Origin of the sequence: Chromobacterium phragmitis (assembly GCF_003325475.1) — a bacterium.
GTDB classification, from domain to species: Bacteria; Pseudomonadota; Gammaproteobacteria; order Burkholderiales; family Chromobacteriaceae; genus Chromobacterium; species Chromobacterium phragmitis.
In genome coordinates, this window is sequence record NZ_CP029495.1 from 3758349 (window position 1) to 3779547 (window position 21199).

Consider the following 21199-nt stretch of genomic DNA (forward strand, 5'->3'; position numbering starts at 1 on the left):
GATGCGCACAGGGCAGGCTTGCCCTGTGCGTTCAGCCGGCGATGCGGCTGGTGCTTTGCTCGTAGATCTCGCGAGCGCAAGCGGTGATCTGCTCGACGTCATTCCCACTCAGCGCCAGATTCAGGCGCTCAAATACCTCATTTCCGGTCCTGTCCTCGGGGATTAAACCGCGCTCGCGGGCTTGCTCCAGCAAGGCGTCGTCGCTGGCCTCGCTCAGCAATTCTTCGTGCTCCTCTTCGTCAAGATCGACATACAGCTCGACGGGCTCCTCGCTGAAGGAAAAGGACATCGGGGTGTTCAGCAGCGAGAGATCCAGATTCCGGCGCTTGAACTCGGCTGACAGGTCGCTATCGGACAGGACTTCGAACAACTCGCCTTTGGTGATGGTGATGTCGGGCATGGTCTCAGCCTTCCTCGTTGATCCGGGCGCGGATCGCGCTGTATTTCTCGGTGTGGCCGCAGGGGTTTTCCCAGCCGTTGACGTTCAGCCGGCGGCTGCCGTCATAGCAGAGGGTTTCGAACGGTTCGCCGCGCGGGGCACCGCAGTACATGCAACGCCAGGGCAGGGTTAGCGTCAGGCGATAAAAGCCCTGATGCTCCTCGCAGCCGGGGATTGTGACGGTGCGGGTGTCGGTGCCGATGATGCCGGCCGCGTGGGCGGCGTTGACTGAGGCAATCGCCGCGCCAGTGTCGGGTATCAGTTCCAGGTGGTGCATGGTGGTTTCCTTGTCGGGTGCCGGCGCGGCGGCGAGCATGCGCCCCCATACCTCGCGCTTTGCCCATTCCTCGTGGAGGTTTATTTCTCCAGCACCAGACCAGCAGGACTTGCGGATCATTTCCTCTGTCGGTTTGATCGGGACGAGCTGCCATCCATCCGGCACCGCTTGAACCTGTAAGGATTCCTTACCAGTTGCCGGCGCGGGCTGCGGGTGGGTGTAGAGCGTTTCCGCATCGCACATCGGAGGACGCACATCATGGCGCGTGTAGGTTTCCTTGCCATCGATTGTTTCGCCGGTGGCAACCAAATACACCGCCTCGCCGCTCTGTTCAACGTTTGCCCCAATTCGATACGTTTTTTCAAACAGACTTCTTCCAATTGGGTATTCTTCCCCTTCTACACCACGCATGATCAAATCGTCAGACTGCAACGGAGTTATGCCTTCGCGCGTACTGACATGCGTTTCACCTTTTCGTTGTTGGCGTACATGCACAGTCACTGGCAACTTGACACAAGGCACCCATTCAGAGCCGATATCAGTCAAGTTGGCGATCTGCCCCTGCATCACCGCCTCGCCGCTCTGCTCGGCAGCGCGCACGCCGGCGATCAGCGCAGCGATGGCCTCGATCTGCTGCTCGATGTTGCCGCTGGCCAGAGCCTCGTCTACTGCATCGGCCAACTGTGTCAGGTTACTCATGACTGCTCCTTTGCGGCGGCGATGGCGGTGTATGCATCACGCAGGTATGACAATCGTTCGAACTTGCCACCTGGTTCCAAATCACTCCACGGCGCGATATCTCCGTTTTGGTGCAGACCGGCCACGCCATCGCTTCCTTCAATCAATCCGTCGATATCCTCGAGCAGTCCAGACAGCGCCGCCAGCAGTTGGTCGCGCTGAGCCTCTGCCCTGTCCGCGCGCGCCGTCTCGCTCTGCTGCATGGCCTTGGCCGCCTTGAGCGCGAGGGCCTGAGCGTCGTAGTCTTGCTGCATCTGGTCGCGCTTGGCTCTGGCTTCGTCGCGCTGGAGCTCCAGCTCATCGACTTCGCCGGCCAGTTTGGAGATCAGGTTCACCACGTCATCAACCGACTTGGCGTACACCTCCTGCCCCATGCCATCCTCGCCAGGAACCACATCAACAAGGATGTTAGCCACGCTGCGCATGGCGTCAGGCACGGCTGGCGGCTGGGTGGCGTGGGCGTCAACGATTTGGGAAAGCTGCTCCTCGCTTAGCACAGCGTATCCACCAGAAATACGCACGTACTCCACCGACTTCGCCAGCGCCATCAGCACATCACGCGCCACCGGCTCACCGCTCTGCTCGGTGGCCGGCGACTGCATCTGTTGCCATGCCAGCGCGGCGCGCCAGCCCCATTGGGCAATCTCGCTCGGCTCTTTGCAGTGAGCGATTATGTGTTGATGTATGCCTAGTTCCTGCCAGGCATTCTCGAACGCGGCGTCCGCCAGTTGGGTCAGGGTTTGCATGGTCACTCCTCACTTCCATGTATCCGCTCAAATGCTGCTTGCGGATCGTTTGAGGCCAGTTCGGCCAGTTCAGGCGCGAGAGCATTCATTGCGTCCCAGGCCCAAGCGCGGTGTTTATGCGGGCAGTCGCTGAAATACTGGATGCTGACCAGCTCCTTCAGGCATGCGTGCAGCCGTTCGTCAGTGATAGGCGGCATTTCGGCGCGCGGGACGTACTCGACGCCATCAATCAAAACGGTCGGCATACTCTCTCCTCGCCCTGGTCGGGCAGTTTGGCCGGCTGATCAGGCAGCCAGCTGTCGTAGGGGCAGTCGTTCATGCGGCCTCCTGTTGCTGTTTCAGCGCGCGCGAGCAGTTGGCATCGTGCCACGCCTGGGCGTTCTGGCTGTTCAGCTCGTCCTCATCTGGGATCAGGCCGGGGTCGGACAGGGTGTTCTCGATCCACTCCATCGCGGCGGCCGCGCCTTGGCCGTGCTTCCACTCGATCCACGCGGACTGCATCGTGGTGATGTTGTCGTGAAGTAGCCACTGCTGTTGCTGGGCGGCCAGCTTCGCGCCGGCTACGAGGGCAGTGATTGCAATGGACATGCACTCTAGGCTGACGTTGGAGCGGGCGGCCTCCTCTACTGCTTCGGCCAATTTGATCAGAGGGTTCATGGTCAAAACTCCGTCGAGGCGAACAGCTGGGGGAGCGTCTCGTCGGCGTCGACCAGCTGCTGCAGGCGCTGGCGGAATGTGATGGTCGGGCCGTTGTGGTTGTCGTCAACGTGAAACTGCAGGGAGTCCAGCTGCTGTGCGCTCAGCTCCTGGACGTTCTCGAAATCCTCCGGCATGGCTATTTCGCCGTAGAACTGGATCGCGTCCTCTTTGCTGCGAGCCGCTACCCAATCGCAGTCGTTCATTTCGAAAATACGGATGCCGTTGATGTGGTTCGGGGTCATGCTGGTTTCCTCGCTCATGTCGATGGTGCCGGCCGCGTGGGCCGCGTTGACTGCTGCCAGCGCCGCGCCGGTGTCAGCAGGCTGGCGCTTGTGCTGGCATTCGCCGTCATGACCGCAGAACTTCATGCCGGTGATGATTTGCGAGCAGATGGCACGCGGATGCGGCATGCCGTGGACTGCGCAAGTCGGCCGCTGGTCGGGTATCAGTTCCAGGTGGTGCGGGTTCATGCTGCCTCCCATTTCAGTTTGGTTTGCATTGGGTGTTGGTCGATGCGTGGCCTGGACGGGCAATCCCATGACCCTCCGCCAGCCACGCAGCACGCCAGCCCAGCGGATGCCAGGCCACGCTTGCGGCCTCGATGCCGCTGCATACAGAGCCGAAGCGGATCATGATGAGGTCCCCTTGCAATACGCGCAGCGCCACACGCCCCCGGCCCCGCTGGGTGTTGCCACATACGCGCCGCCGGCCAGAGGACGGCGCTTGTCGCAGCGACTGCATATCCGATACAGGCTCATGCGTGCCTCCATGAAAAAAGGCCCGCGTGGGCCTTGTTTGGTACTGCTGGCGCGCGTTACGCCGCTTTGCCATTCGTGGACTCGATCAAATCCGCTGCCGCGGTCAGTACCGTCAGCAACTCGCCCCGCGTAAGCGCCGGGATGATCTGCCGTAGCGAATTGAGCGAGGCTCGGAAGGCCTCCAGCTCATCGGCCGTCGCCACGAACCGGCCGCGTTTCGAATACCGCTCAGCCAGTTTGGCGTAGGCAGCCGCCGCGATCTCGCTTTCCTGCTTGTACTGCCAGCCGACGAGTGGAGTAAGTTCGACGCCTCTCGTTCGCAGCAGCTCGCCTGCCATGCACAAGGTCACATTCATTTCGTTGAGCCGAAGGAAGCCGTCCGTCGACAGTTCTCCGCGCATCAGCGCTTCGAGGTCGCGTGTAGGCTCATCGAGAATGTCGGTATCGTTTGAAGGGGTGTTGATGCACTTGCCCAGCACCAGCTTCATGCGGGTGAAGCTGGCGGGGCGGTGCTTGCGTTTGCATTGCTTTCTCATGCGGCCCTCCGACTTTCTGCCTCCAGCTTCCAGGCATCGCGCGCCTTAGCCAACTCGGCGTTGCGCAGCTCCAGCTCCGTGACCTTGGCTGCCAGCTCCGCACAATCGCCGGCGAACTGGCGCGCGGCCCGGTTCTGCGTTTGAAGCTGTTCCTCTTGGATGGTGATGGTGGATTGCAGCATCTTGATTCGGCCGTCCGATTGCTCCAGGCGATCAGCTAGGACGGCAATTATCAGCTGCAGGCGCGCGATGGCGATTTCGTAATTCATATTCATCTCCTGGCGCGCTTGCGCCAAAAACGAAGCCCGCCGGGTGGGCGGGCTGTCATGGGGTGGGGTGGGTCATGCGAGGCCGCCGCCGTGCCCAGAGTGGCCGCCGATGGCGATCTTCCCGTACCCGGCCAAGACGGGCGGCTCTTGGCTGGGCGCGGGCTCGGCCTTTTCGGCAGCGATGGCCGCAACAGCGTCCGGCAGATGGGTCAGGCGCTCATATCGGCTGCCAGCCTCCAGCTCACTCCACGGTGCAACATCGCCATTGAGGTGTAAGCCGGCCACGCCGTCGCTCTCGCTCATCAAGCCTTGGATGTCATCGACCAAGCCGGACAGCGCCGCCAGAAGCTGGTCACGCTGATGCGCCACCGTCGAATGTCGGGTGGCTGGCACAAGTCCATGCGACACTTCGGCGTCGGAATAGCCCGCGCAGGCATTCACGCAGGCCCGCGCCCGAATGTAGTCATCCCAGGACAGCCGGGCGATCGCAGCGCTTTCAGGGTGCGGCGTGGCCGGCTCGCAAACTTCGGTGAACGGCGGCCAGGGTTCTTTGCTGTGTGCCATCATGCTGCACGCCCAAATTTGCATTGCTGCTGAATGGATTCTTCGAGGTCTCGAACGCGCTGCGCCTGGGTGGAAATCAGTGCCGCATATGCCTTCTTGACGCCAAGTAGGATCATTTCACGGCCGCGCACCAGGGTTGATGCATAGCCGTTCCTCGATTCAATGCGAGCGATCGCAAGGCTTCTGGAGCTGTTACCAACTTGGATGCTGATTTGATTCTGATGGCCGGAAAGAGAAAGAAGAGAGGCCTCTTCCTTCAGCTTTTTCAGTTCATCCCTTGCCGCATCCAGCTCCTTCAGTAAGCCGCAAATGTCAGCGGTATTCATGCAGCCTCCTTGTGCTGTTGGCTATCCTCCAGGCCGCCCAGCGCATCCACCAGATCGACGATCAGCTCGCCAATCGTGGACGCCATCAGCAGCGCCGTCGCTTCGAACAGGCTTGCGCGGTCGTCGCCGGCCTGGCTGGCTTCGTCTTGCAGGACATCCAGCCACTTGATGCCCTTGATCTGCATCGTGTCGGTCAGCTGGAAGCGGATCTTCTCGTTCCAGATCAGGCCCAGCTTGACCACCTGCTTGCCGGTGGCGATGTGCTGGCGAATCTCGTCGCTGGTCAGGTCGATGCGGCTGACGCGGACCTCGGCGCCGTTCTCGCCGCCGTCCTTCAGCACCGCATCGGCGTCCAGCTCGAAGCCGCCAGGCGCTTCGCCGGCGGCAAGCCAGTCCGTCATCGCGGTATGCGGCGCGATCAGGGTGCGCGGCAGCGCGGCCGGGAACGGTGGCAGCGCCTCGCGCAGCTTGGAGACCAGCGCCTCGGCGCGCGGAGCGCTACCGGTGTCGGCGATCAGCCAGCCGCCGGCAATGAGCGCCGGCACGCGGGACGGCTTCACGAAGGCGCGCGGCAGCAAGTCGTCGGTCACTTGGTCCTTCAGCGCCAGCTTCTCCTTGCGGCCGACCTTGCGCAGTTCCTTGGCTTCGATCTCAGCCACCTTGGTGTCGACGGCCTTGCGGATCACTGCCGGCGGCAGCACCTTGTCCTCTCGCATCAGGCTCACAAGCATGTGCCCGCGGGTCACGAAAACCGGCTCTTCGAGGTGGGCGGCAGGCGGAACCCACCCCTCGCTGAACCAGTCGAGGCCGGCGCAAGGCTGAAACGGGCGCTTGGACAGTGCCTCGCTCAGGCTGATAGCGTCCGGCGTATCGGTGAGCCGGAACAGAGTTGCGTTGTTGAACCAGGTCATGCGGCCTCCTTCAGTCCATTAACCAGCAAAGAAGTATTCGCGGCCTCGGCTGCAATGCCGGCCGCGGCGGCCGAGAGCTTGCGCATGTGCTCGGCGGTCTTGAGCAGGGCGGAAACATCCAGCTCACCGGCCAGCAGCGCGCGGATGACCTGGGCGTTCTCGGCTGTGATCTTGGACAGGTCGATGCCGTGGACGTGGACCACGTTCATTAGGGTCTGGACCGGCTTGGGGATGTTGCGCTCGTTTTCGTACCGGCTGCCGCCGGATTGGGTGACGCCGAGGACGCCCCAGAACTGCTGCTGGTTGAGGCCGGTGCTGCGGCGGATGTCGCGGGGGTTTTGCATGATGGCTCCAGAATTGATGAAGCCCGCGCGAGGCGGGCTTGCTTGATCATGGCGGCGCGTATCCACATGCGCCGGCGGTGGGCTGTTACTGGCATTGCTAGAAGGGAATCCCGTCCTCGTCAAAGTCGTCTATGGGCGGTTGCGATTGTTGTTCGCGGCGGCGGGGCGGCGGGGCCTCACGCGATGGCTGCTCGGTGCCTTCCTGTCGGCCGCCTTGCAGGCTCAGTTCGTTGACGCGCACATCCGGGGACAAGCGCTTGTTGCCGTCCTTGTCCTGCCATTCCCGTAGCAACAGCTGGCCGTACACGGTCACTTGCTGGCCCTTGGCCAGGTAGTTCTTCAGCGATTCGCCGCGCTTGCCCCATATCTGGCAGCTGAACCAATTGGTGGACTTGCGGTCGCCGTAGCCGATGTCGCTGGCCACGCGAAAGGTGAGGATCGGCTCGCCGGCCGGCGTGTAGCGAAGCTCGGCGTCGGCGGCCAGGCGGCCGTCAAAGGTGATGCTGTTCATGGCGTCCTCAATATTGGATGGCGACGTGGCGCACTTGTTTTTTGACGATGGCGCAGACCACTGCCTTGGCTTGGTCTTCGGTCAGCCCGGTGGCCATCAGGTCGTCCAGCGCCTCGCGGTTCACCTTGGCGCGGTGGGCGGTATCTGCTGCGCGCCGGCGTTCTTCTGCGGCCTTGGCTTCGGCCTCTTGCTCTTGCCGGCGCCGCTCGGCCGTGGCGGCTTCTTCGGCAGCCTTGATGCGATCCTCTTCAGCCTTGATCGCTGCCAGCCTGGCGCGCTCCTCGGCCTCGGCCTTCTCGCGGACGGCGCGGGCCTCGGCATCCTTGGCGCGCTGCTCGGCGGCCAGGCGCTCTTGCTTGGCGCGCTCGGCGGCGAGCTTGGCTTCCAGTTCGCGTCGCATGGCCGCTTGGCGGTCGGCTTCTGCCTTCTCCTCGGCTTCGCGTCGCGCCTTCTCTTCGGCCTGCCGGGCAATCTCGGCCTCGCGCTCTCGCTGGGCGCGCAGGTCAGCTTGGCGCTTTTCCTCTGCGACCCGGTCAAACTCGCGATTCATCAGCAGGGCGATTTCGTGGTCAGTTTCGACCTTGAGGGCGAGGGCCGCGGCTTCTTCGGCGGCCTTCTTCTCAACCGCGAGGCGCTCTTGCTCGGCTTCCCAATCGGTCAAGGGTTGGCGGACTTCATCTTTTAGCCGGTCAAGAAAGTCACGCATGTGCTTGCGGCTTTCATCAATCTGTTTCGGCAGTTCCTTCAACTCGGCTACGCGCTCTTTGGCGAGGTCGTCCAGGTAGGTTTTGGCCTTGGCCACGTTGTAGGCAACGCTGGCAATGCTCTTGCGGCTGGTCGCCGTGGACAGATCCGGCGCGATGCTCATAGCCTTGGTGCGGATCTGCTCCAATATCCCATCTAGGGTGGGGCGATGTAGAAAAACCTCCTGAACGGAGGCCTTTTCGATGACTACGAGGTCTTTGATATCTTCGGCTGCCATGTCATGCCGCCTTCCCGTGGGTCAGCTCTTGGATGGTGCCTTCCAGCTCCGACAAGAAGGCATTGACCTCGCCCAGCATTTCAGCGATGAAGTCATCATCGCGGGTGATCCGTTTGCAGAAATAGGCCATGTCTTCAGGCAGCCTGTCGTCGTAGCTGATGAAGTCACACCACTGGCGGCCAGTGCAGGCCATTTGCGCCTGCATCTGGATGAAATACTCTTTCCTCGGCTTTCCGGAGCGAAGCGTCTCTATATGCGTCCAGGTGTTGGGGCATTTGATTTCGATGAGGCCGTCCAGGCCGACAAGTCCGTCCGGCGATGCGCCAAAGTCCGGGATGTCGGGATGGATGACAAGGCCTGTTTCAGCGACTATTTCGCCGGTTTCCAGCATGTAAATGGCACGGGCTTTTGGTTCGATGTCTACGCCGCGCTGCATTGCTGCAGTGGTGAACCGTTCTTCCATCTTGCCGGTCAGACGCTGGCAGATCAGTTCCGCCATGTAGTTTTGACGGCTGGCCGCCGGGCCGGATTTGGTCCGTGCCATGATGTCGGATACTCGGGAGCCGGTGACTTTGCCCAGGCGGGCCGCAAACCATTCTTCGCTACGCTGTTCCATGTCTTACTCCGCAAAAGGGATTTCTTCGGGTTCATCTTGGGGCGAAGCGGCCATCGCGCTTGCTTCAGCCGCGATGGTGCCCAGCCGTTGCATTTCGTCGGTTCCGATAACAGCCCGATCTGCCTTGGCAAGTCCTTGCAGGTGCGCACGCAGCGCATCAACGTTCCCAGTATTCGCAATTGCCTCGGCGGCACGGATTAGCTCGCCGCGGCGCGGGTTTTCGGCCTCGCCTTCAAAAACTCGGCCGGTTGCCGCTGGCGTAACGTCACGCTCAGCGATTCGTTCCGCCTCGTCCTGGTCGTAAATTCCAGCGAAGCCGAATGCGAGGCGGGCGCATTGAATCATGGCCTTGTGGCGCAGCATGCGCTTAGGGTGCGACTTCCATGGACCGACGCCCTCGCGTTTGCACTCGTCCATGAACTCAGTAACAGAGGTGGGCCGGCTCCGGTCCTTGCGGTAAATTTTGCAGGTGCAGCTTTCGGCATCCTGCTCAAACTCCATCCCGTCGAAGTTCTTGTCGCCGTTGATGATGCGGCTCCAGCCATCCACGCCGACGACCGGGACGATTCCGTTATTGCGATCCGGGAAGGCGTAGATTTCCTTGGTCCAGGGGTTTAGGCCGTATTGGTTGGCGACGATCAGCAGCGCGGTCATCTGCGCATCCGTTACAGGGCCTTTGAAGGCTGTCTGCTTGAGCGTGGCCATCAGCTCAGTGCCATCGCCAAGGTTGAAGCGGCTGGCCAGCTGGCCGGTCAGTGTGGTCAGTGCGGCGCTCATGGAAATCCTTTCTGCCCGAGACTCTGCCGGACATAAGAAAGCCCGCTTACGCAGGCTTGTGGATTGCGAACAGGATGTCTTCGACGACGTGGCGCTCGCGCTGCTTTTGGGCTGCGCGCCGGGCATGCTGAGGCGTATCTTTCAGCGACCCGCCTTGCTGGATCATCCGAGACTTCAGAGCGTTGTGCATGCGGTCCAGGGGGATGGTTCGGCTCATGCGGCCTTCCGCATCATGTCTTGCGCGTAGCTGTCGGCCGCAGCGTCCAGCATCTGGATGGTTTTGCGACGAGCGGGGCAATCCGGCATGGAGTAGACCAGCGCCAGCACCTGTGAGGCCATCGCCATGGTGGCCTCGTTGCGGTTGGCCACGTCCGACCAGTCGATACCGTCCGCAGTGTACTGCTCGCGCATCAGCTCGAACTGGTGATCAGCAGCAGCGGCGAGCGTTTCGCCGTGAATGTGGTGTGCAATAGCGCCTTGAACAGGGCAGAAAAGACGAGCGTTCATTTCAGTTGCTCCAGGGCCTGAGCCAAAGTGACTGCGGCGAAGAAGATGGATGTGGCGATGAAGCCGCCGATGGCGTACTTGATCCGCGCCTTCATAGCCGCGACATCCCGGTAGGGAGGTAATCCGGCAGCATGGTGCCTGCGCGATCAAGCGCCTCGCCCTTGCTGCGAGCCAGGACGATCAGGTTGTCTACGCGGCGGCGGGTTCGCGGGAACTGGAAGTTCATGCGGTAGCCGGTAAGCGAGTGGATTGCGTAGCTGCCGGAGTTGGCCGCCTGCAGCGCGCGGCAGTTGACGTTGATCTGCGCGGCAGCCGGCGCAGGGATGGCGTTGGCGATCATGCTGCTTCCTTTCGCTGAAGGGTGGCGCGCGGCTTATAGTTGGCAGCGTTGATTCGCTCCTGGCTGGCGGCGCGGATGATGGCGGAATGCCTGTTTGATGCCTGCACACCCTCAATGCGGAGGGTGGCGCCATTGGTCTTGGCGCGCGGCACGAATTCGACGGTGAAGGTGTGCATGGCGGTTTCCTTGGAAATGGGGTGCTAGTCGGTGTAAGCGATGAACTTGAATCTGCCGTTGCCGAAGTGCTGGAATCTGCCTCCGAACGTCCCATTTACCAGTTTGCGGACTTCATCCGCCGTAGTGCCTGGCGGATAACAACCTTCCTTGATCATTGAGGCGTTGGTATGTGGCTTGCTGTGCCAGTCGATTTTGCTGGTATCCAGAGGCCTGGGCGTCCATGTGCGATATACGCCTGTTTCCTTGTCGACGTTGACCACGAAGTCGTTGAACACCTCGTCGTCCGCTGCCTCCCATCCACAAACAGGGCAATACTCACGAGGTGTAGTGCAGTAATGGCAAGGAGGGGAAATGTGGCAGCTGCAGTTCTCGCGCGGATGTTCTTCAATCACGCCTTGGCAGCCCATGCGCTTGCACGTCTCGCCCTCAAGTTGTCCGTACTCTTCGGCCATAACGGTCTCCAGAAAAAAGAAACCCGGCGCGAGGCCGGGCAAGTGAAGGAGAAACAAGGAGAAGCCTGCGAATCGCAGGGGTGGGGCGACTGGCATGATCCATCATCCAGCCGGGGAGGGCTTGGCCCTCGGCCCCACCGCTGAAATCAGCGGTCCTACCGGCATCAGACTACCCGCGAAGGCTGCCGGCGCTGTTGCACGGGCCTACGGTGATCTGTGGCCCACCCATCTGCGCATATCGGTTGGGGTGCGCAACCGGAAGTTCTCCCGCCGAAGCGGCCCCGGCACAGTGCGGGGTGTCTACTCACTGCATCGCTGAACGTCTTGCGGCTCCTGCCCGGGTGGCGCCCGGTAAGCGCGGCCAGCGCTACACTTGCTCGCACAAGGCGTTCAGCAATGCAGCCGGCTGTCGCCGGCGGCGGCTTAGGCGGCCTTCAGCTGCTTCGGGCGGCAGGATGTCACCTTGTCGCTGCCGTCTTCCTGCACTTTGATGAAGTCGCCCTTGGCGCCCTTGGTGATGTCGATGATCTTGCCTTTACCTTCGCGGCCGTGGATGGTGGTGAAGCTGACCGACTGGCCCTTCGTGAAACCCTGTTCGCTCATGCGATGTCCTTTCGTGTTGAGGCATTGACCTACACGGATGGCGGCTTGAGCCTGGCTTCCTGTGAGACTAACCGCGCAATCCCTATGCGCTCTCCCACCAGACGAAACCGCCATGCGTGTAGGTGGCCGCTTGCGGCGGCCAGTCGTCTGGAAAGGTTCGGCACCAGCCGCCGCTGTCGTTCGTGGACATTTAGGGCCCGTCTTGAACGACAGAGAAGTCATCCAGGCCTATCTTGTTGGCGCCCGTTTAACGACCGGGCCAGTCTCTCAAGCCGTTAAGGCCGCTCTCGCCTTTTTGCTGCTGAGCGTTCTCTCACGCCGTCACGAATCTTTCGACCATCGTCGCGCCGCTATCGGCAATGCGGTGTGCCGTTGCATGTATAAGGCTGGTTGAGTGCGTTCTGCCGTTCGCCACTCGGCTAGTGATCCGGTGCGCCGCAGCGCCATCCGTGGTCCGGTACTCGCCTACCACATCCACCCGTTCGCTTCCTTTGCTCGGTCGCTGGTCGTGGTCTCCAGTGCTGCAAAACTTCATTCCCCCGTTACTCGCCACGGTGGGCTTGGCGTCTCGCTGCTGCCGAGGGTGGTTCTCACGCTCGACTAACTTTCTCTGCGCCTGCGATGGCGCTGTCCCCTCTACCACGTCAGCAAGTTGATACCGGAGGGCTGTACCTTTAGGAGCGCTCACGCGCTTGCACCGGGCCATTTGGCTCCCCGCACTCACTGGCCATTGCTGGCACCGATTCGGCATTGCTGCCGGAGGGCGGTCTGTTGCTTCGTGCTGTTAAGGATCGGTGCACAGTATTGCTGTGCTGATGGGGTAACAATAACCTCATGGGTTACTTTAATCAAGATGTTTTCAGTTACCTGATGGGTTATGTGTTGCTTTTCTCATACGGAGCGACGAAGAGGTAGGAGTGGGGCAGGGTGAGCTGGGTGTAAAATGCCAACGTCAAGTGATGGGTGGAGTTTATTCTCTATGAGGAATATTCTTGTTGTTACCATGTTGAGCGCACTTATTTCTGGATGTGCAGCTGACCAACCGGTTATGCTCGCGCCGGATGGCAAGCCGAAATGGACCTACAGCTCCATAAGCGCAAAAGAAATTAGTAATCGAATAGTCGCGAAATGCTTGGCAGCCAAGATGAGAATTGAGTCTGCCGATGAGCAACTAATCAGCTGCTCTATACCGCCAAATTTTTACAACAAGCTGGCTATCGCCCAAGAGGTATCCACTCCGTATAAGGAGGCCAAGTCCGTTGTGACCGACTTTAAACTCCATGAGTCCGGCAGCGGAATTTTGGGGACGGCTTCTCAAAGAGTCGTTCTGATAGGGCCAAGTGGCGAGGTGTTTGAAGTGGAAATGAGGGACGGCAAGCTACAAGAAGGCCTCCAACGTGTTCTGCAGGACGTGGGGCGCTGAAGGCCATCAACGCGTACGAGCTGCCGGTGAACTGAGGCAGGTGGCAGTAGGCCTGGCGATGAGGCGAAAAAATCACAGGAGGGAAGGGTAATGATGGGTTCTTTCTCTATTTGGCATTGGCTGATGTTCCTTGTGATGCTGGTCATCTTTCAGGTGCCTGCATGGTTGATCGTCCGGAAAGCTGGCTTCCCTGGCGTGTTGAGCATTGTCATGTGGGTTCCGGTACTCAACCTGCTGGCCTTGTGGGTGTTCGCGATGGTGCCTTGGCCTGCAACTCGAAAATAGTGCCGATCTACGCAGCTGACATTGAAAAGGGAATGCGAAGACACGCTATAGCAAGCGCGTAGGAGACGGCGTCACCGCCCACTACAACTCCGCCGAGGAGCTGCAGAGGGCCGATGATCGCGCGTTCGAATCAAGGGTGCGCGGCTTTGGGCTGCTGGTCGGCCTTGTCGGCGGTGGGTGGCTGACCTGGTCGGCGATCATGTCGCATGGCGGCGCCGAGTGGCCGAAGTTCCTGCGCCTGCTGTTCACCCTGGTCGGGGCCGCGGTGAGCTATACTTCCTGAGCATGTACATCGTGTTCGCGATGTTTGTCGCTGTGGTCGGCTGGGTGATCTGGGGTGGGATGAAGTGGCTGTGGAGTGCGGTCTAGGAGGTGACGGCCGTCACACTGGCTGACTATGGACGTTCACGTAGTATGCATTCGTGGAACTTGATGCATTGCACAAAGTCGTACACTTGCAAGCTTGCGGATGTGTAGCTTTCACACTATACGTGTTGGTAAACGTGCAAAGTTAACGTTTAAACGTTTACTATCGTTGAACATGCAACGTAGAATCTAGCGCTTACCGTGCCGCAAAGGCACAACGCGCCCTGACGCGTGACGATCTTTAGACAAACGGAAAGCTCCAACAGGCAAGTGATGTTGGAGCCTTTTTGTTTGTAAGACAATGAAAGGAAGGTGTGCAATGACTAAGCACTTGAGAAACGTTCTCGAAGGCTTTGCTCAGGCCCTTCAGGTATACCCCAGCAGGGACTACGTACAGCCAAAGACAAACGGATTCGCCCAAGACCAAGCGGCATTGCGTGGCGATGCAGTCAAGATCGTCCGTGGTGTAAAACAAAATGCGGACAAAATCTATGTCAAGCAAGGTAACGCAGGCGCGGGCACAAAACGGTGATCTTTCCGTAGCCGTCCAGCACCATGAAACTGACAGCCCACTACTCCCGGTAGATCAGCTTGAACGTCTCAATCAGATAGACCCAAACCTTGTAAGGTGGGTTGTTGATCAGACACAGGCTGAGGCGGAGCATCGGCGCCGCGAGCACTCCAAGACCAATATATTCATTTTTATTGAAAGAATGGGTGGTCTTATCGGTGCAGCGGTCATCGGTCTGTCAGGCATGCTGGGTGGTTCATATGTTTCCCTTCATGGTCAGCCTTGGGCTGGTGCTTCAATTGCAGGTGTAACAATTGGCACCCTCGCGGTGGCTTTCATTACTGGACGGAAGCCGAAATCAGTGGCTCCGCCACCGGGCAGCAACTCTAAAAAATAGCCGGCCACAGCTGAGATCCGCGAGACGGTCTCCTGTCACTTCGACCAGAGAAATGACAAACGCAAGTTAATGACCTTGGAATGTATGCATAATATGTTGATCAACTTTCCGACAACACATTATGACAACCAACGTTTTCGACCGAGGCCCCGTTATCTTAGCAACAGACTCCAGGTGGTCCGCTAGGCTGCCAGGAAACAAAGGAATTTGTTATGTAGACGACACCGGATTCGACAAGCTCTTCGTTGATCGGAATGGGGGATTTGCCTGCAATTTTGCCGGTAGCGCTATTCTCATCGATCAGTGGAAGAACTGGCTCGCAAGCGACATGTCAACAGCGCCGCCTGACGTGTACTACAACGGGATTAGTATTTCAATTTGTCTTGTTGAGCGGGATGGGCAGTTGTCAATCGTAGAAAATCAGGACATTAACCATGAAGATGGGTCGAAGTTCGCTGGGTCTGGTGCATTGAATGCATACGAGTGTTGGAAAATGAACAAATCTGCAACTAAAGCCGTTGAATCGGCCAAAGTTCTAGACCCATGTAGTGGAGGGAACGTAAAATCGGCGGATTTGCCTTCCGGCAGGCACAACGTCGAAAACGTTGCCAATCTTGAAGATGTTGTAGAAAGCCTTGTAAAGAAAGGGTTTGTTATGTATATCGCCAACCCACAACCTATCGAATTCGAAAAAGCTGCAGCCAACGATGCCGATGTGGCAAATCTCAAGGGTGCATTGGCCTCTGGAGCCGCCCAGATCTCCGCTCCGTACGATGCCATGTATCAAGATTGGAGTCCCGAGCAAAAAGCAAGGCTGAAGTCAGCACTGGATGGGCTCAAGGCTCGTCACAGGTAGTTTTGCATTGACCAGCATATCGGTATCAGGCAACACTCATACTAGGCGCTAGGCTGAGCCCACTCGTTCAGATAAAAACACTTGGCGCCCGCAGATCAGCCCGCACACGCGGGCTTTTTTGCGTTCGATTTTGACGTAATGCCATCTTTGAATGGTGCCATGACATCTCTGCCGTAATCGACAATGCGGCATGAATGTAAGAGGTGATCGAATCAGGGCCGAGCGCATGCGCCGCGGCTGGCGCCAAGAAGATCTTGGCCGGCGGGCCGGTTGCAGTCGGTCGATAGTTGCCGACCTGGAAAATGGGCGCAATCACGAGTCTACCAAGCTGCCGGGCATCGCCAAGGCGCTGGGGGTTTCGCTGACGTGGCTGGAGACGGGGAAGGGGCGCAAGACGCCCCTGGCGAGCACGGAGGCCCCTTACGTCTCCGCAGACTCGCTGGAGGATGTAGCTGAGCAGATGCTGAGCAAAGGGCCAGACGAGGTCTGGCGTTTGGTGCAGCTGCTGCTGACCACCGCACGCTGAGAAATCGGCGGCGCGGTTTTCTGCGTCGTTGAAATGTCCTACCTTGAATAGACGAGGAGGGCTTATGACGACAGCTATCGACCAGCTGCCGGAAGTGGCGGCGATATCCAACAACAGAATCAATGCAGCCATCTGCGCCGCGGCAGCGCTGCGCAGCATGCTTGTGCGCGCCAGAACGCGCGATGATCTGGATGCTGCTCTGGCGTTGATCTGCACCATTGCAGGCGGCGCACCAACGCTGCTGGCGACGTTCTACGGAACCAAGGTACCGTCGCTGTACATCAACCACGGCTGGTCCGAGGAATGGCTGCGGCGGTATGTGGAGCAGGGCTATGGAAAGATAGATCCAGTTGCGCGCGCGACTGCTGGTGAGCCGGCTGTTTGGTCGGAAAAGTTGTACGCCCCAGGGCTGACCCAGGCGCAGAGAAAGTTTGTCGCGGACAGTTCGCGGTATGGACTGACGCATGGCCTGACCTACATCGCAGACAAGGGTGGCGGTGTTCGTTATGTGCTCTCAATCGTCGGTCGGCATGTCGAAGCGGACCGTGCGCTGCGTGATCTGCTCGAAATGCTGCTCCCCGATCTGGCCGAAGTCGCGCATAGAGTTTTTGCCTCAAACGCGCGGATTGCGAAAACTAGCAAGATTCAACAAACTGTTATCGATCTGTATTGTAAGCAAGGCTTTAAAAGGGCTGAGGTTGCATCAGCTTTAGGCAAGAGTGTCTTCACCGTTGATTATCACATCGGCAGGCTTATGGACACATACGAGGCGGCCACTGTAGAGCAACTGATGTACAAGATCGGCGCATGCGAATAATGCATAGATTTTAAACTGATTGTTTGTAAATACGTATTTTTACTATGTACAGTTTTTCTTACGATTTCTCGTAATGACCTGACAGATGTCAGGTGGGACAATATGGCCACAAAACAAGAAGATGTCAGTAATGACATATGACAGACGGCTACGATTGAGCACCTGAAACGGAGTTAGGAATGCAGAGCAATTGCAATACCGCTCATGCGCCATGCGTGCATGCAGCAAACTGTCATCATCACAGAGCTGGTTTCGACGCGCGCGGGCCGGTAGTCGCCGAGGTGGCGCTCAGGCGCTATACGGACGGCACGCTAGAGTTCGTGCGGTACGGGGATGTGAGTAGTCTAGATTTGACCCAGGCCAGGTTTGCGGCCTAGAGGGTAGAGTGGGGCGACATCAGTCGCCCTTTTTGTTTTCCTGCTCCATGAAGGCCTTGCGGAGCAGTTCGAACGCGTAGGCTTCGCCCTTTTCGCGCAGGAGCTTCACGAGCTCTTCTTCAGACTGCGCGGTAATCACGACCTGCTCCGGCGCCGGCGCATGTTCACTGTCGTGGCTCCTGTCCATCCAGCCGTATTCCTGGCCGAGTGCATCTTCAAGCCGCCTGGCGACACCTCCGCCAATGCGTTTCTTACCGGCCTTGATCCGACTGATGTAGTTCGGCTCAACCTTAATCAACTTAGCAAGGCGCGCCGTCTCCCCCCTCTTTTCCAAAAAGGGCAGAAGGTTATTGAGTCGGATCTGGAAGATATCAATGCTCATGCCCGAATGGTAGTCATAGCTTACCCATGGGGGTAGACGCCTAAAAGGTTCATTTATTGCATTGATGCTTGCATTATGGTAACCCACAGGGTTATCCTTTCGTCGGTATGGCTCTGATGTGGAGATGGCCTAGTTGTCAAAGAACTCCCGCGTCGCGCTCCAAGGTGGCAGCCGGTCGAGACGCTGCAGCGGGTCTGGCTTGGTGCTGAGTGAAGTATGGCAAAGCGCTAAACCTTTGAAAATGATCACTTTTCAAGGAATTGTTGCGAACCATGTTTTCCGAGATCGATGTGGTTATCTACCAAGTCGTTGCCGACTGGAAGGAAAGGACCGGATTGAAACTGAGGCACTTGGCTGAAGAGCTGGGCATCAACCCCAACTCACTGAGGCGGAAGGTCAATCGGGACAAAGTTTCGCACTGTCCGGCGCGATTTTCTGTTGCGGAGCGCGCCAGGCTGTTCGAGGTCACTGGTGACAAGCGCCTGGTCCCATACCTGCCTCACGCTGCCGCCAACGGCTATGCGTTCGCGGAGGCCGCCTGATGGCGGATCTGAGCGAGCAGGTGCACTTCAGCAGTAAGACGGACGAGTGGCCGACGCCGCAGGAGCTGTTCGACCAGCTGCACGCGGAGTTTGGGTTCACGCTGGACGTCTGCGCCACGGCGGAGAACGCCAAGTGCGAGCGGTTTTTCACGCGGGAACAGGATGGGCTCGCTCAGGACTGGAGCCAGGACGTCGTCTGGATGAATCCGCCGTTCGGCCACCAAATCAAGCTGTGGATGGCCAAGGCGTACCGATCAAGCATCGACGGCGCGCTGGTGGTCTGCCTGGTGCCGGCGCGGACGGATACCCGCTGGTTCCACCGCCACGCGCTGAAAGCCGCGGAGATCCGCGCGCTGGACAAGCGGCTGCGGTTCGATGGGGCAAAGGCTAAGGCGCCGTTCCCGGCCGTGCTGGTGGTCTACAAGCCAGGCGAGAACGGGCAGTGCAAGTTGAGCGCGTACAAGGTGCCGGGCGCCGGCGGCCGGGCGCACGAGATCAAGGGAGGGGAGTGATGAGCGTCGAACAGTTGCAGCAGCAGATCAGTGCGCTGAATGGCGTAGTGGCTGGGCTGCGGGCGGACCTGGGGGCGATGCAGCAGCAGCTTTGCGAACTGATCGCGCAGCTGCCGCAAGCGATCAAGGCCGCGATAGCGAACGAACTCAGGCCGGGCGGAGTGCTTTATCGAGCCAAGCGTGGTGACGACACGCCTCGCGGATAGCCATCTCCATGAGGACGCCGTAGCTCGACTACACCGCCATGTGGATGGGGATTTCTACATCAATGGTGACCACCGATCCGAGCTCGTCGTTATCGGCAGGAATCATTAACTCCACTGCGGCATATCCGTTCGAGTGGTCGTATCTGATTTTGTTGATATAGGTCTTCATACAGCCCCTGCATGCAAATGGGATTTAAGCATATCAGAGGCTGCGCTTCGCAGTCATGCAGGAAAAGAAAAACCCACCGTCAACGGCCTGGCCGGGCCTCGGGTGGGTTCAACTGAATTGGAGAAATTATGGCAACGAATACCGAAGGAGGCAAGCGGAAATGAGCGCCAAAAACTTGCCTTGGCTGCGTCTCTATACCGAGATGGTGGACGACGAAAAACTGCGACTGCTGGCATTCGAGGATCGCTGGCACTACGTCGCACTCTTGTGCCTGAAGGGCTCCGGTTTGCTCGATGACGCATGCTCTGCTGACCTGAAGCAGCGCCGCGTTGCGGTAAAGTTGGGTCTGTCCGTGCGCGAGGTCGAAGAGGTGGCGCGCCGCCTTGCAGAGGTTGAGTTAATTGACCGCGACACGCTCCAGCCCCTTGGCTGGGAGGGCCGGCAATTCCCCTCCGACAAATCCACCGATCGGGTGAAAGCCTTCCGCGAGAGACAGAAAAAACAGGCTGAAACAGGTGATGAAACGGATGAAACGGGCGCGAAACGTTTCAGTAACGGCCTAGATTTAGATTCAGATTTAGATTCAGATACAGAGTTAGAGAAAGACAAAAGCAATACGCCGCCGGCTGACGCCAGCGACGCCAAATCCAAGACCATCACTGCCAGAGACCTGAAAGCAAAGGGAGTTCATCCCCAGCACGCCGCCGACTTCCTGGCTGTCCGCAAAGCCCAGCGCGCTCCGCTGACCGTCACGGCCCTTGAGAACATCGAGCGCGAGGCCGCCAAGGCGAAGCTGACGCTGGCCCAGGCCATCCAGATTGTCGCAGAGCGAGGCTGGCGAGGCTTCAAGGCCGAATGGCTGCAGCGCGACCCTGACCGCACGCCGCCGGCGCCGCGCATCAACCAAACCCCCAAAGACTACGGCAAGAGCGGGAGGCTGTGATGGACGAGCTCAAACCCATTGGCGCACTGCTGGCCGAAATCGTGCCGGCCACTCCGCGGGAGCGCGCAGAAACCTGCGAGCGGCACGGCCAGTTCACCGCACGCAATCCGATAGGCCGCGTCTGGACGCGCTGCCCAACCTGCGCTCAGGAGGCGAAAGACCTGGCCGACGCTGAGCAGCAGGCCCGTGAGAAGGCCCAGGCTGCCGAGCGCCAGCGCGCTGGCTGGCTGACCCTGTGCGGAAACTCGGGCATCCCGCTGCGGTTCCAGGATCGCACCCTGCAGAACTACCGCGCAGCGAATGACGGCCAGCGCATAGCCCTGGAGTTTGCCAAAGCCTATGCCGCTGAGTTTGAGCATGGCCATTCTGGCCGCTGCGCGATCTTCCTTGGCGAGTTTGGGACCGGCAAAACGCACCTGGCCTGCGGCATTGCACTTCGCATCATGCATCGCCACCAGTGCACGGCGGTTTTCACGACGCTGGACGAAATGGCGCGGCGCATCCGCGAGGCCAAGAGTTTCGACGCGGCCATGTCGGAGAGCAAGACGATCCGCCTCTACACAGACCCGGACCTGCTGATTATCGACGAAGTCGGCGTGCAGTCGGGCACCGATACCGAAGCTCGCTCACTGTTCGCCGTTGTGAATGGCCGCTACGAGGCGCGCCGTCCGACTATCTTCCTGAGCAACCTGGATCGCGATGGCGTGGCCGCCAGCATCGGGCCGCGGCTGTACAGTCGGCTGCGCGAGGATGGGTGCGAGGTGTTGGTCTTCGATTGGGATGATTACCGCGCAATGGAGGCCGCATGAGCCGGGAAACGCTCACCATCCAGACCGGCGCCGAGCTCCGGCCGCTCATGGCCCGCGCATATCAGCTGGCGTGCCAGATGCTGAATGAGGCTTCCGACGGCAGGGGCCTGAAGGTAACGATCCAGACCGCCAGTCGGCGCAACCTGAGCCAGAACGCTGCCATGTGGGCCGCGCTGACGGACATCAGCGAGCAACTGGACTGGTATGGCAACAAGCTGACGGCGGAGGAATGGAAAGACCTGCTGACCGCCAGTCTGCGCCGGACCAAGGTGGTGCCGAACATCGACGGCAGCGGGTTCGCGATCCTCGGGCAGCGCACCAGCGACATGAGCGTCCGGGAGATGGGTGAGCTGCTGGAGTTAATCCATGCGTTCGGCGCGGAGAAGGGTGTGAAATTCGGGCTGGGCGCAGCGTATGGGAGGAAGGCGGCATGACAGAGCATCAGCAAGCGGTGGCCGTAGTGCTGCTGACTGCGGCCATAACCCTGGCCGGCGCCTGGGCGCTGG

At 59.5% G+C, this 21199-nt stretch carries 37 protein-coding genes; 13 read left to right on the forward strand and 24 right to left on the reverse strand.

The features are described from left to right. Positions 1 to 31: 31 nt before the first annotated feature. The 22 genes from DK842_RS17750 to DK842_RS17855 all read right to left on the reverse strand — a co-directional run bounded on the left by DK842_RS17750 (position 32) and on the right by DK842_RS17855 (position 11572). On the reverse strand, positions 32 to 400 hold the full coding sequence (locus DK842_RS17750; protein WP_114062649.1) for a hypothetical protein: 369 nt from the start codon (positions 398 to 400) through the stop codon (positions 32 to 34). A gap of 4 nt (positions 401 to 404) precedes the next feature. Next, on the reverse strand, positions 405 to 1415 hold the full coding sequence (locus DK842_RS17755; protein ID WP_114062650.1) for a hypothetical protein: 1011 nt from the start codon (positions 1413 to 1415) through the stop codon (positions 405 to 407). Next, a complete protein-coding gene (locus DK842_RS17760) occupies positions 1412 to 2200 on the reverse strand; it encodes a hypothetical protein (protein ID WP_114062651.1) in 789 nt (262 codons plus the stop codon). The genes DK842_RS17755 and DK842_RS17760 overlap by 4 nt, the downstream gene beginning before the upstream one ends. A gap of 2 nt (positions 2201 to 2202) precedes the next feature. After that, complete coding sequence (locus DK842_RS17765) at positions 2203 to 2445, reverse strand: hypothetical protein (protein WP_114062652.1); 243 nt, start codon at positions 2443 to 2445, stop codon at positions 2203 to 2205. A gap of 70 nt (positions 2446 to 2515) precedes the next feature. After that, positions 2516 to 2857, reverse strand: a complete 342-nt coding sequence (locus tag DK842_RS17770) for a hypothetical protein (RefSeq protein WP_114062653.1) — start codon at positions 2855 to 2857, stop codon at positions 2516 to 2518. A gap of 2 nt (positions 2858 to 2859) precedes the next feature. After that, complete coding sequence (locus tag DK842_RS17775; protein ID WP_145964069.1) at positions 2860 to 3369, reverse strand: hypothetical protein; 510 nt, start codon at positions 3367 to 3369, stop codon at positions 2860 to 2862. 344 nt (positions 3370 to 3713) lie between these two features. Continuing rightward, on the reverse strand, positions 3714 to 4193 hold the full coding sequence (locus DK842_RS17785; protein WP_114062655.1) for a hypothetical protein: 480 nt from the start codon (positions 4191 to 4193) through the stop codon (positions 3714 to 3716). Beyond that, positions 4190 to 4462 carry a hypothetical protein gene (locus DK842_RS17790; RefSeq protein WP_114062656.1) on the reverse strand — a complete coding sequence of 91 codons (273 nt, stop codon included), beginning with the start codon at positions 4460 to 4462 and terminating at the stop codon, positions 4190 to 4192. The genes DK842_RS17785 and DK842_RS17790 overlap by 4 nt, the downstream gene beginning before the upstream one ends. A gap of 72 nt (positions 4463 to 4534) precedes the next feature. Next, the gene (locus DK842_RS17795) at positions 4535 to 5029 is read right to left on the reverse strand and encodes a hypothetical protein (RefSeq protein WP_114062657.1); all 495 of its coding nucleotides are present in this window, start codon (positions 5027 to 5029) and stop codon (positions 4535 to 4537) included. Next, a complete protein-coding gene (locus DK842_RS17800; protein ID WP_114062658.1) occupies positions 5026 to 5352 on the reverse strand; it encodes a hypothetical protein in 327 nt (108 codons plus the stop codon). The genes DK842_RS17795 and DK842_RS17800 overlap by 4 nt, the downstream gene beginning before the upstream one ends. After that, positions 5349 to 6263 (reverse strand): recombination-associated protein RdgC, encoded by a 915-nt coding sequence (locus DK842_RS17805; RefSeq protein ID WP_114062659.1) that lies wholly within the window; start codon positions 6261 to 6263, stop codon positions 5349 to 5351. Before DK842_RS17805 ends, DK842_RS17800 begins: the two co-directional genes overlap by 4 nt. Next, entirely contained in the window at positions 6260 to 6607 is a 348-nt protein-coding gene (locus DK842_RS17810) for a helix-turn-helix domain-containing protein (protein ID WP_198414567.1), read from the reverse strand. Before DK842_RS17810 ends, DK842_RS17805 begins: the two co-directional genes overlap by 4 nt. A gap of 97 nt (positions 6608 to 6704) precedes the next feature. Then, a complete protein-coding gene (locus DK842_RS17815; protein ID WP_114062660.1) occupies positions 6705 to 7118 on the reverse strand; it encodes a single-stranded DNA-binding protein in 414 nt (137 codons plus the stop codon). A gap of 7 nt (positions 7119 to 7125) precedes the next feature. Further along, positions 7126 to 8100: a coiled-coil domain-containing protein gene (locus DK842_RS17820; protein ID WP_114062661.1), complete on the reverse strand. Its 975-nt coding sequence runs from the start codon at positions 8098 to 8100 to the stop codon at positions 7126 to 7128. Between the two features lies 1 nt (position 8101). Beyond that, positions 8102 to 8716, reverse strand: a complete 615-nt coding sequence (locus DK842_RS17825; RefSeq protein WP_114062662.1) for a lambda exonuclease family protein — start codon at positions 8714 to 8716, stop codon at positions 8102 to 8104. Between the two features lie 3 nt (positions 8717 to 8719). Then, entirely contained in the window at positions 8720 to 9493 is a 774-nt protein-coding gene (gene bet / locus DK842_RS17830) for a phage recombination protein Bet (RefSeq protein WP_114062663.1), read from the reverse strand. Between the two features lie 46 nt (positions 9494 to 9539). Then, positions 9540 to 9710: a hypothetical protein gene (locus tag DK842_RS23475; RefSeq protein WP_168194915.1), complete on the reverse strand. Its 171-nt coding sequence runs from the start codon at positions 9708 to 9710 to the stop codon at positions 9540 to 9542. Further along, positions 9707 to 10000, reverse strand: a complete 294-nt coding sequence (locus tag DK842_RS17835; RefSeq protein WP_114062664.1) for a hypothetical protein — start codon at positions 9998 to 10000, stop codon at positions 9707 to 9709. The genes DK842_RS23475 and DK842_RS17835 overlap by 4 nt, the downstream gene beginning before the upstream one ends. Positions 10001 to 10091: 91 nt before the next feature. Beyond that, complete coding sequence (locus DK842_RS17840) at positions 10092 to 10340, reverse strand: hypothetical protein (protein WP_114062665.1); 249 nt, start codon at positions 10338 to 10340, stop codon at positions 10092 to 10094. Further along, the gene (locus tag DK842_RS17845) at positions 10337 to 10516 is read right to left on the reverse strand and encodes a hypothetical protein (RefSeq protein ID WP_114062666.1); all 180 of its coding nucleotides are present in this window, start codon (positions 10514 to 10516) and stop codon (positions 10337 to 10339) included. The genes DK842_RS17840 and DK842_RS17845 overlap by 4 nt, the downstream gene beginning before the upstream one ends. Before the next feature lie 24 nt (positions 10517 to 10540). Further along, positions 10541 to 11065 (reverse strand): transcription elongation factor SPT4, encoded by a 525-nt coding sequence (locus DK842_RS23085; protein WP_145964070.1) that lies wholly within the window; start codon positions 11063 to 11065, stop codon positions 10541 to 10543. A gap of 327 nt (positions 11066 to 11392) precedes the next feature. Continuing rightward, positions 11393 to 11572, reverse strand: a complete 180-nt coding sequence (locus DK842_RS17855; RefSeq protein ID WP_114062668.1) for a hypothetical protein — start codon at positions 11570 to 11572, stop codon at positions 11393 to 11395. A 979-nt stretch (positions 11573 to 12551) separates the two neighbouring features. Here DK842_RS17855 and DK842_RS17860 point away from each other — a divergent pair. The 7 genes from DK842_RS17860 to DK842_RS17880 all read left to right on the forward strand — a co-directional run bounded on the left by DK842_RS17860 (position 12552) and on the right by DK842_RS17880 (position 16753). Continuing rightward, positions 12552 to 12995, forward strand: a complete 444-nt coding sequence (locus DK842_RS17860) for a hypothetical protein (RefSeq protein ID WP_114062669.1) — start codon at positions 12552 to 12554, stop codon at positions 12993 to 12995. A 90-nt stretch (positions 12996 to 13085) separates the two neighbouring features. Next, complete coding sequence (locus DK842_RS17865) at positions 13086 to 13280, forward strand: Sec-independent protein translocase family protein (RefSeq protein WP_081542574.1); 195 nt, start codon at positions 13086 to 13088, stop codon at positions 13278 to 13280. A 685-nt stretch (positions 13281 to 13965) separates the two neighbouring features. Continuing rightward, positions 13966 to 14178, forward strand: coding sequence for a hypothetical protein (locus DK842_RS17870; RefSeq protein ID WP_114062670.1), 213 nt, complete (start codon positions 13966 to 13968; stop codon positions 14176 to 14178). Beyond that, the gene (locus tag DK842_RS23090) at positions 14138 to 14554 is read left to right on the forward strand and encodes a hypothetical protein (RefSeq protein WP_145964071.1); all 417 of its coding nucleotides are present in this window, start codon (positions 14138 to 14140) and stop codon (positions 14552 to 14554) included. The genes DK842_RS17870 and DK842_RS23090 overlap by 41 nt, the downstream gene beginning before the upstream one ends. A gap of 121 nt (positions 14555 to 14675) precedes the next feature. Then, complete coding sequence (locus DK842_RS23095) at positions 14676 to 15410, forward strand: hypothetical protein (RefSeq protein ID WP_145964072.1); 735 nt, start codon at positions 14676 to 14678, stop codon at positions 15408 to 15410. A gap of 190 nt (positions 15411 to 15600) precedes the next feature. Continuing rightward, positions 15601 to 15936, forward strand: a complete 336-nt coding sequence (locus DK842_RS17875; protein ID WP_114062671.1) for a helix-turn-helix domain-containing protein — start codon at positions 15601 to 15603, stop codon at positions 15934 to 15936. 64 nt (positions 15937 to 16000) lie between these two features. Continuing rightward, positions 16001 to 16753, forward strand: coding sequence for an autoinducer binding domain-containing protein (locus DK842_RS17880; protein ID WP_114062672.1), 753 nt, complete (start codon positions 16001 to 16003; stop codon positions 16751 to 16753). 396 nt (positions 16754 to 17149) lie between these two features. On the opposite strand, the gene DK842_RS17885 is transcribed toward DK842_RS17880, so the two are convergent. After that, positions 17150 to 17512: a hypothetical protein gene (locus DK842_RS17885; RefSeq protein WP_114062673.1), complete on the reverse strand. Its 363-nt coding sequence runs from the start codon at positions 17510 to 17512 to the stop codon at positions 17150 to 17152. A gap of 272 nt (positions 17513 to 17784) precedes the next feature. On the opposite strand from DK842_RS17885, the gene DK842_RS17890 reads away from it, so the two are divergent. From DK842_RS17890 to DK842_RS17900, 3 genes are read left to right on the forward strand one after another with little or no spacing between them, the layout of a single operon-like run. Beyond that, positions 17785 to 18054: a phage regulatory CII family protein gene (locus DK842_RS17890; RefSeq protein ID WP_114062674.1), complete on the forward strand. Its 270-nt coding sequence runs from the start codon at positions 17785 to 17787 to the stop codon at positions 18052 to 18054. Beyond that, a complete protein-coding gene (locus DK842_RS17895; protein ID WP_114062675.1) occupies positions 18054 to 18566 on the forward strand; it encodes a DNA N-6-adenine-methyltransferase in 513 nt (170 codons plus the stop codon). Before DK842_RS17890 ends, DK842_RS17895 begins: the two co-directional genes overlap by 1 nt. Next, positions 18566 to 18772, forward strand: a complete 207-nt coding sequence (locus tag DK842_RS17900; RefSeq protein WP_114062676.1) for a hypothetical protein — start codon at positions 18566 to 18568, stop codon at positions 18770 to 18772. The genes DK842_RS17895 and DK842_RS17900 overlap by 1 nt, the downstream gene beginning before the upstream one ends. A gap of 28 nt (positions 18773 to 18800) precedes the next feature. Here DK842_RS17900 and DK842_RS23480 read toward each other — a convergent pair whose 3' ends face one another. Further along, entirely contained in the window at positions 18801 to 18941 is a 141-nt protein-coding gene (locus tag DK842_RS23480) for a hypothetical protein (RefSeq protein WP_168194916.1), read from the reverse strand. Positions 18942 to 19101: 160 nt separating this feature from the next. Here DK842_RS23480 and DK842_RS17905 point away from each other — a divergent pair, with 160 nt between their 5' ends. From DK842_RS17905 to DK842_RS17915, 3 genes are read left to right on the forward strand one after another with little or no spacing between them, the layout of a single operon-like run. Next, positions 19102 to 19884 (forward strand): hypothetical protein, encoded by a 783-nt coding sequence (locus DK842_RS17905; protein WP_114062677.1) that lies wholly within the window; start codon positions 19102 to 19104, stop codon positions 19882 to 19884. Next, positions 19884 to 20693: an ATP-binding protein gene (locus DK842_RS17910; RefSeq protein WP_114062678.1), complete on the forward strand. Its 810-nt coding sequence runs from the start codon at positions 19884 to 19886 to the stop codon at positions 20691 to 20693. The genes DK842_RS17905 and DK842_RS17910 overlap by 1 nt, the downstream gene beginning before the upstream one ends. After that, positions 20690 to 21127, forward strand: a complete 438-nt coding sequence (locus DK842_RS17915; protein WP_198414568.1) for a recombination protein NinB — start codon at positions 20690 to 20692, stop codon at positions 21125 to 21127. The genes DK842_RS17910 and DK842_RS17915 overlap by 4 nt, the downstream gene beginning before the upstream one ends. Positions 21128 to 21199: the final 72 nt, after the last annotated feature.

Bases quoted from the DNA above. Each gene is read 5' to 3' on its own strand.
- DK842_RS17750 (WP_114062649.1), bottom strand. From the start codon at position 400: ATGCCCGACATCACCATCACCAAAGGCGAGTTGTTCGAAGTCCTGTCC.
- DK842_RS17755 (WP_114062650.1), bottom strand. From the start codon at position 1,415: ATGAGTAACCTGACACAGTTGGCCGATGCAGTAGACGAGGCTCTGGCC.
- DK842_RS17760 (WP_114062651.1), bottom strand. From the start codon at position 2,200: ATGCAAACCCTGACCCAACTGGCGGACGCCGCGTTCGAGAATGCCTGG.
- DK842_RS17765 (WP_114062652.1), bottom strand. From the start codon at position 2,445: ATGCCGACCGTTTTGATTGATGGCGTCGAGTACGTCCCGCGCGCCGAA.
- DK842_RS17770 (WP_114062653.1), bottom strand. From the start codon at position 2,857: ATGAACCCTCTGATCAAATTGGCCGAAGCAGTAGAGGAGGCCGCCCGC.
- DK842_RS17775 (WP_145964069.1), bottom strand. From the start codon at position 3,369: ATGAACCCGCACCACCTGGAACTGATACCCGACCAGCGGCCGACTTGC.
- DK842_RS17785 (WP_114062655.1), bottom strand. From the start codon at position 4,193: ATGAGAAAGCAATGCAAACGCAAGCACCGCCCCGCCAGCTTCACCCGC.
- DK842_RS17790 (WP_114062656.1), bottom strand. From the start codon at position 4,462: ATGAATTACGAAATCGCCATCGCGCGCCTGCAGCTGATAATTGCCGTC.
- DK842_RS17795 (WP_114062657.1), bottom strand. From the start codon at position 5,029: ATGATGGCACACAGCAAAGAACCCTGGCCGCCGTTCACCGAAGTTTGC.
- DK842_RS17800 (WP_114062658.1), bottom strand. From the start codon at position 5,352: ATGAATACCGCTGACATTTGCGGCTTACTGAAGGAGCTGGATGCGGCA.
- DK842_RS17805 (WP_114062659.1), bottom strand. From the start codon at position 6,263: ATGACCTGGTTCAACAACGCAACTCTGTTCCGGCTCACCGATACGCCG.
- DK842_RS17810 (WP_198414567.1), bottom strand. From the start codon at position 6,607: ATGCAAAACCCCCGCGACATCCGCCGCAGCACCGGCCTCAACCAGCAG.
- DK842_RS17815 (WP_114062660.1), bottom strand. From the start codon at position 7,118: ATGAACAGCATCACCTTTGACGGCCGCCTGGCCGCCGACGCCGAGCTT.
- DK842_RS17820 (WP_114062661.1), bottom strand. From the start codon at position 8,100: ATGGCAGCCGAAGATATCAAAGACCTCGTAGTCATCGAAAAGGCCTCC.
- DK842_RS17825 (WP_114062662.1), bottom strand. From the start codon at position 8,716: ATGGAACAGCGTAGCGAAGAATGGTTTGCGGCCCGCCTGGGCAAAGTC.
- bet (WP_114062663.1), bottom strand. From the start codon at position 9,493: ATGAGCGCCGCACTGACCACACTGACCGGCCAGCTGGCCAGCCGCTTC.
- DK842_RS23475 (WP_168194915.1), bottom strand. From the start codon at position 9,710: ATGAGCCGAACCATCCCCCTGGACCGCATGCACAACGCTCTGAAGTCT.
- DK842_RS17835 (WP_114062664.1), bottom strand. From the start codon at position 10,000: ATGAACGCTCGTCTTTTCTGCCCTGTTCAAGGCGCTATTGCACACCAC.
- DK842_RS17840 (WP_114062665.1), bottom strand. From the start codon at position 10,340: ATGATCGCCAACGCCATCCCTGCGCCGGCTGCCGCGCAGATCAACGTC.
- DK842_RS17845 (WP_114062666.1), bottom strand. From the start codon at position 10,516: ATGCACACCTTCACCGTCGAATTCGTGCCGCGCGCCAAGACCAATGGC.
- DK842_RS23085 (WP_145964070.1), bottom strand. From the start codon at position 11,065: ATGCCAGTCGCCCCACCCCTGCGATTCGCAGGCTTCTCCTTGTTTCTC.
- DK842_RS17855 (WP_114062668.1), bottom strand. From the start codon at position 11,572: ATGAGCGAACAGGGTTTCACGAAGGGCCAGTCGGTCAGCTTCACCACC.
- DK842_RS17860 (WP_114062669.1), top strand. From the start codon at position 12,552: ATGAGGAATATTCTTGTTGTTACCATGTTGAGCGCACTTATTTCTGGA.
- DK842_RS17865 (WP_081542574.1), top strand. From the start codon at position 13,086: ATGATGGGTTCTTTCTCTATTTGGCATTGGCTGATGTTCCTTGTGATG.
- DK842_RS17870 (WP_114062670.1), top strand. From the start codon at position 13,966: ATGACTAAGCACTTGAGAAACGTTCTCGAAGGCTTTGCTCAGGCCCTT.
- DK842_RS23090 (WP_145964071.1), top strand. From the start codon at position 14,138: ATGTCAAGCAAGGTAACGCAGGCGCGGGCACAAAACGGTGATCTTTCC.
- DK842_RS23095 (WP_145964072.1), top strand. From the start codon at position 14,676: ATGACAACCAACGTTTTCGACCGAGGCCCCGTTATCTTAGCAACAGAC.
- DK842_RS17875 (WP_114062671.1), top strand. From the start codon at position 15,601: ATGAATGTAAGAGGTGATCGAATCAGGGCCGAGCGCATGCGCCGCGGC.
- DK842_RS17880 (WP_114062672.1), top strand. From the start codon at position 16,001: ATGACGACAGCTATCGACCAGCTGCCGGAAGTGGCGGCGATATCCAAC.
- DK842_RS17885 (WP_114062673.1), bottom strand. From the start codon at position 17,512: ATGAGCATTGATATCTTCCAGATCCGACTCAATAACCTTCTGCCCTTT.
- DK842_RS17890 (WP_114062674.1), top strand. From the start codon at position 17,785: ATGTTTTCCGAGATCGATGTGGTTATCTACCAAGTCGTTGCCGACTGG.
- DK842_RS17895 (WP_114062675.1), top strand. From the start codon at position 18,054: ATGGCGGATCTGAGCGAGCAGGTGCACTTCAGCAGTAAGACGGACGAG.
- DK842_RS17900 (WP_114062676.1), top strand. From the start codon at position 18,566: ATGAGCGTCGAACAGTTGCAGCAGCAGATCAGTGCGCTGAATGGCGTA.
- DK842_RS23480 (WP_168194916.1), bottom strand. From the start codon at position 18,941: ATGAAGACCTATATCAACAAAATCAGATACGACCACTCGAACGGATAT.
- DK842_RS17905 (WP_114062677.1), top strand. From the start codon at position 19,102: ATGAGCGCCAAAAACTTGCCTTGGCTGCGTCTCTATACCGAGATGGTG.
- DK842_RS17910 (WP_114062678.1), top strand. From the start codon at position 19,884: ATGGACGAGCTCAAACCCATTGGCGCACTGCTGGCCGAAATCGTGCCG.
- DK842_RS17915 (WP_198414568.1), top strand. From the start codon at position 20,690: ATGAGCCGGGAAACGCTCACCATCCAGACCGGCGCCGAGCTCCGGCCG.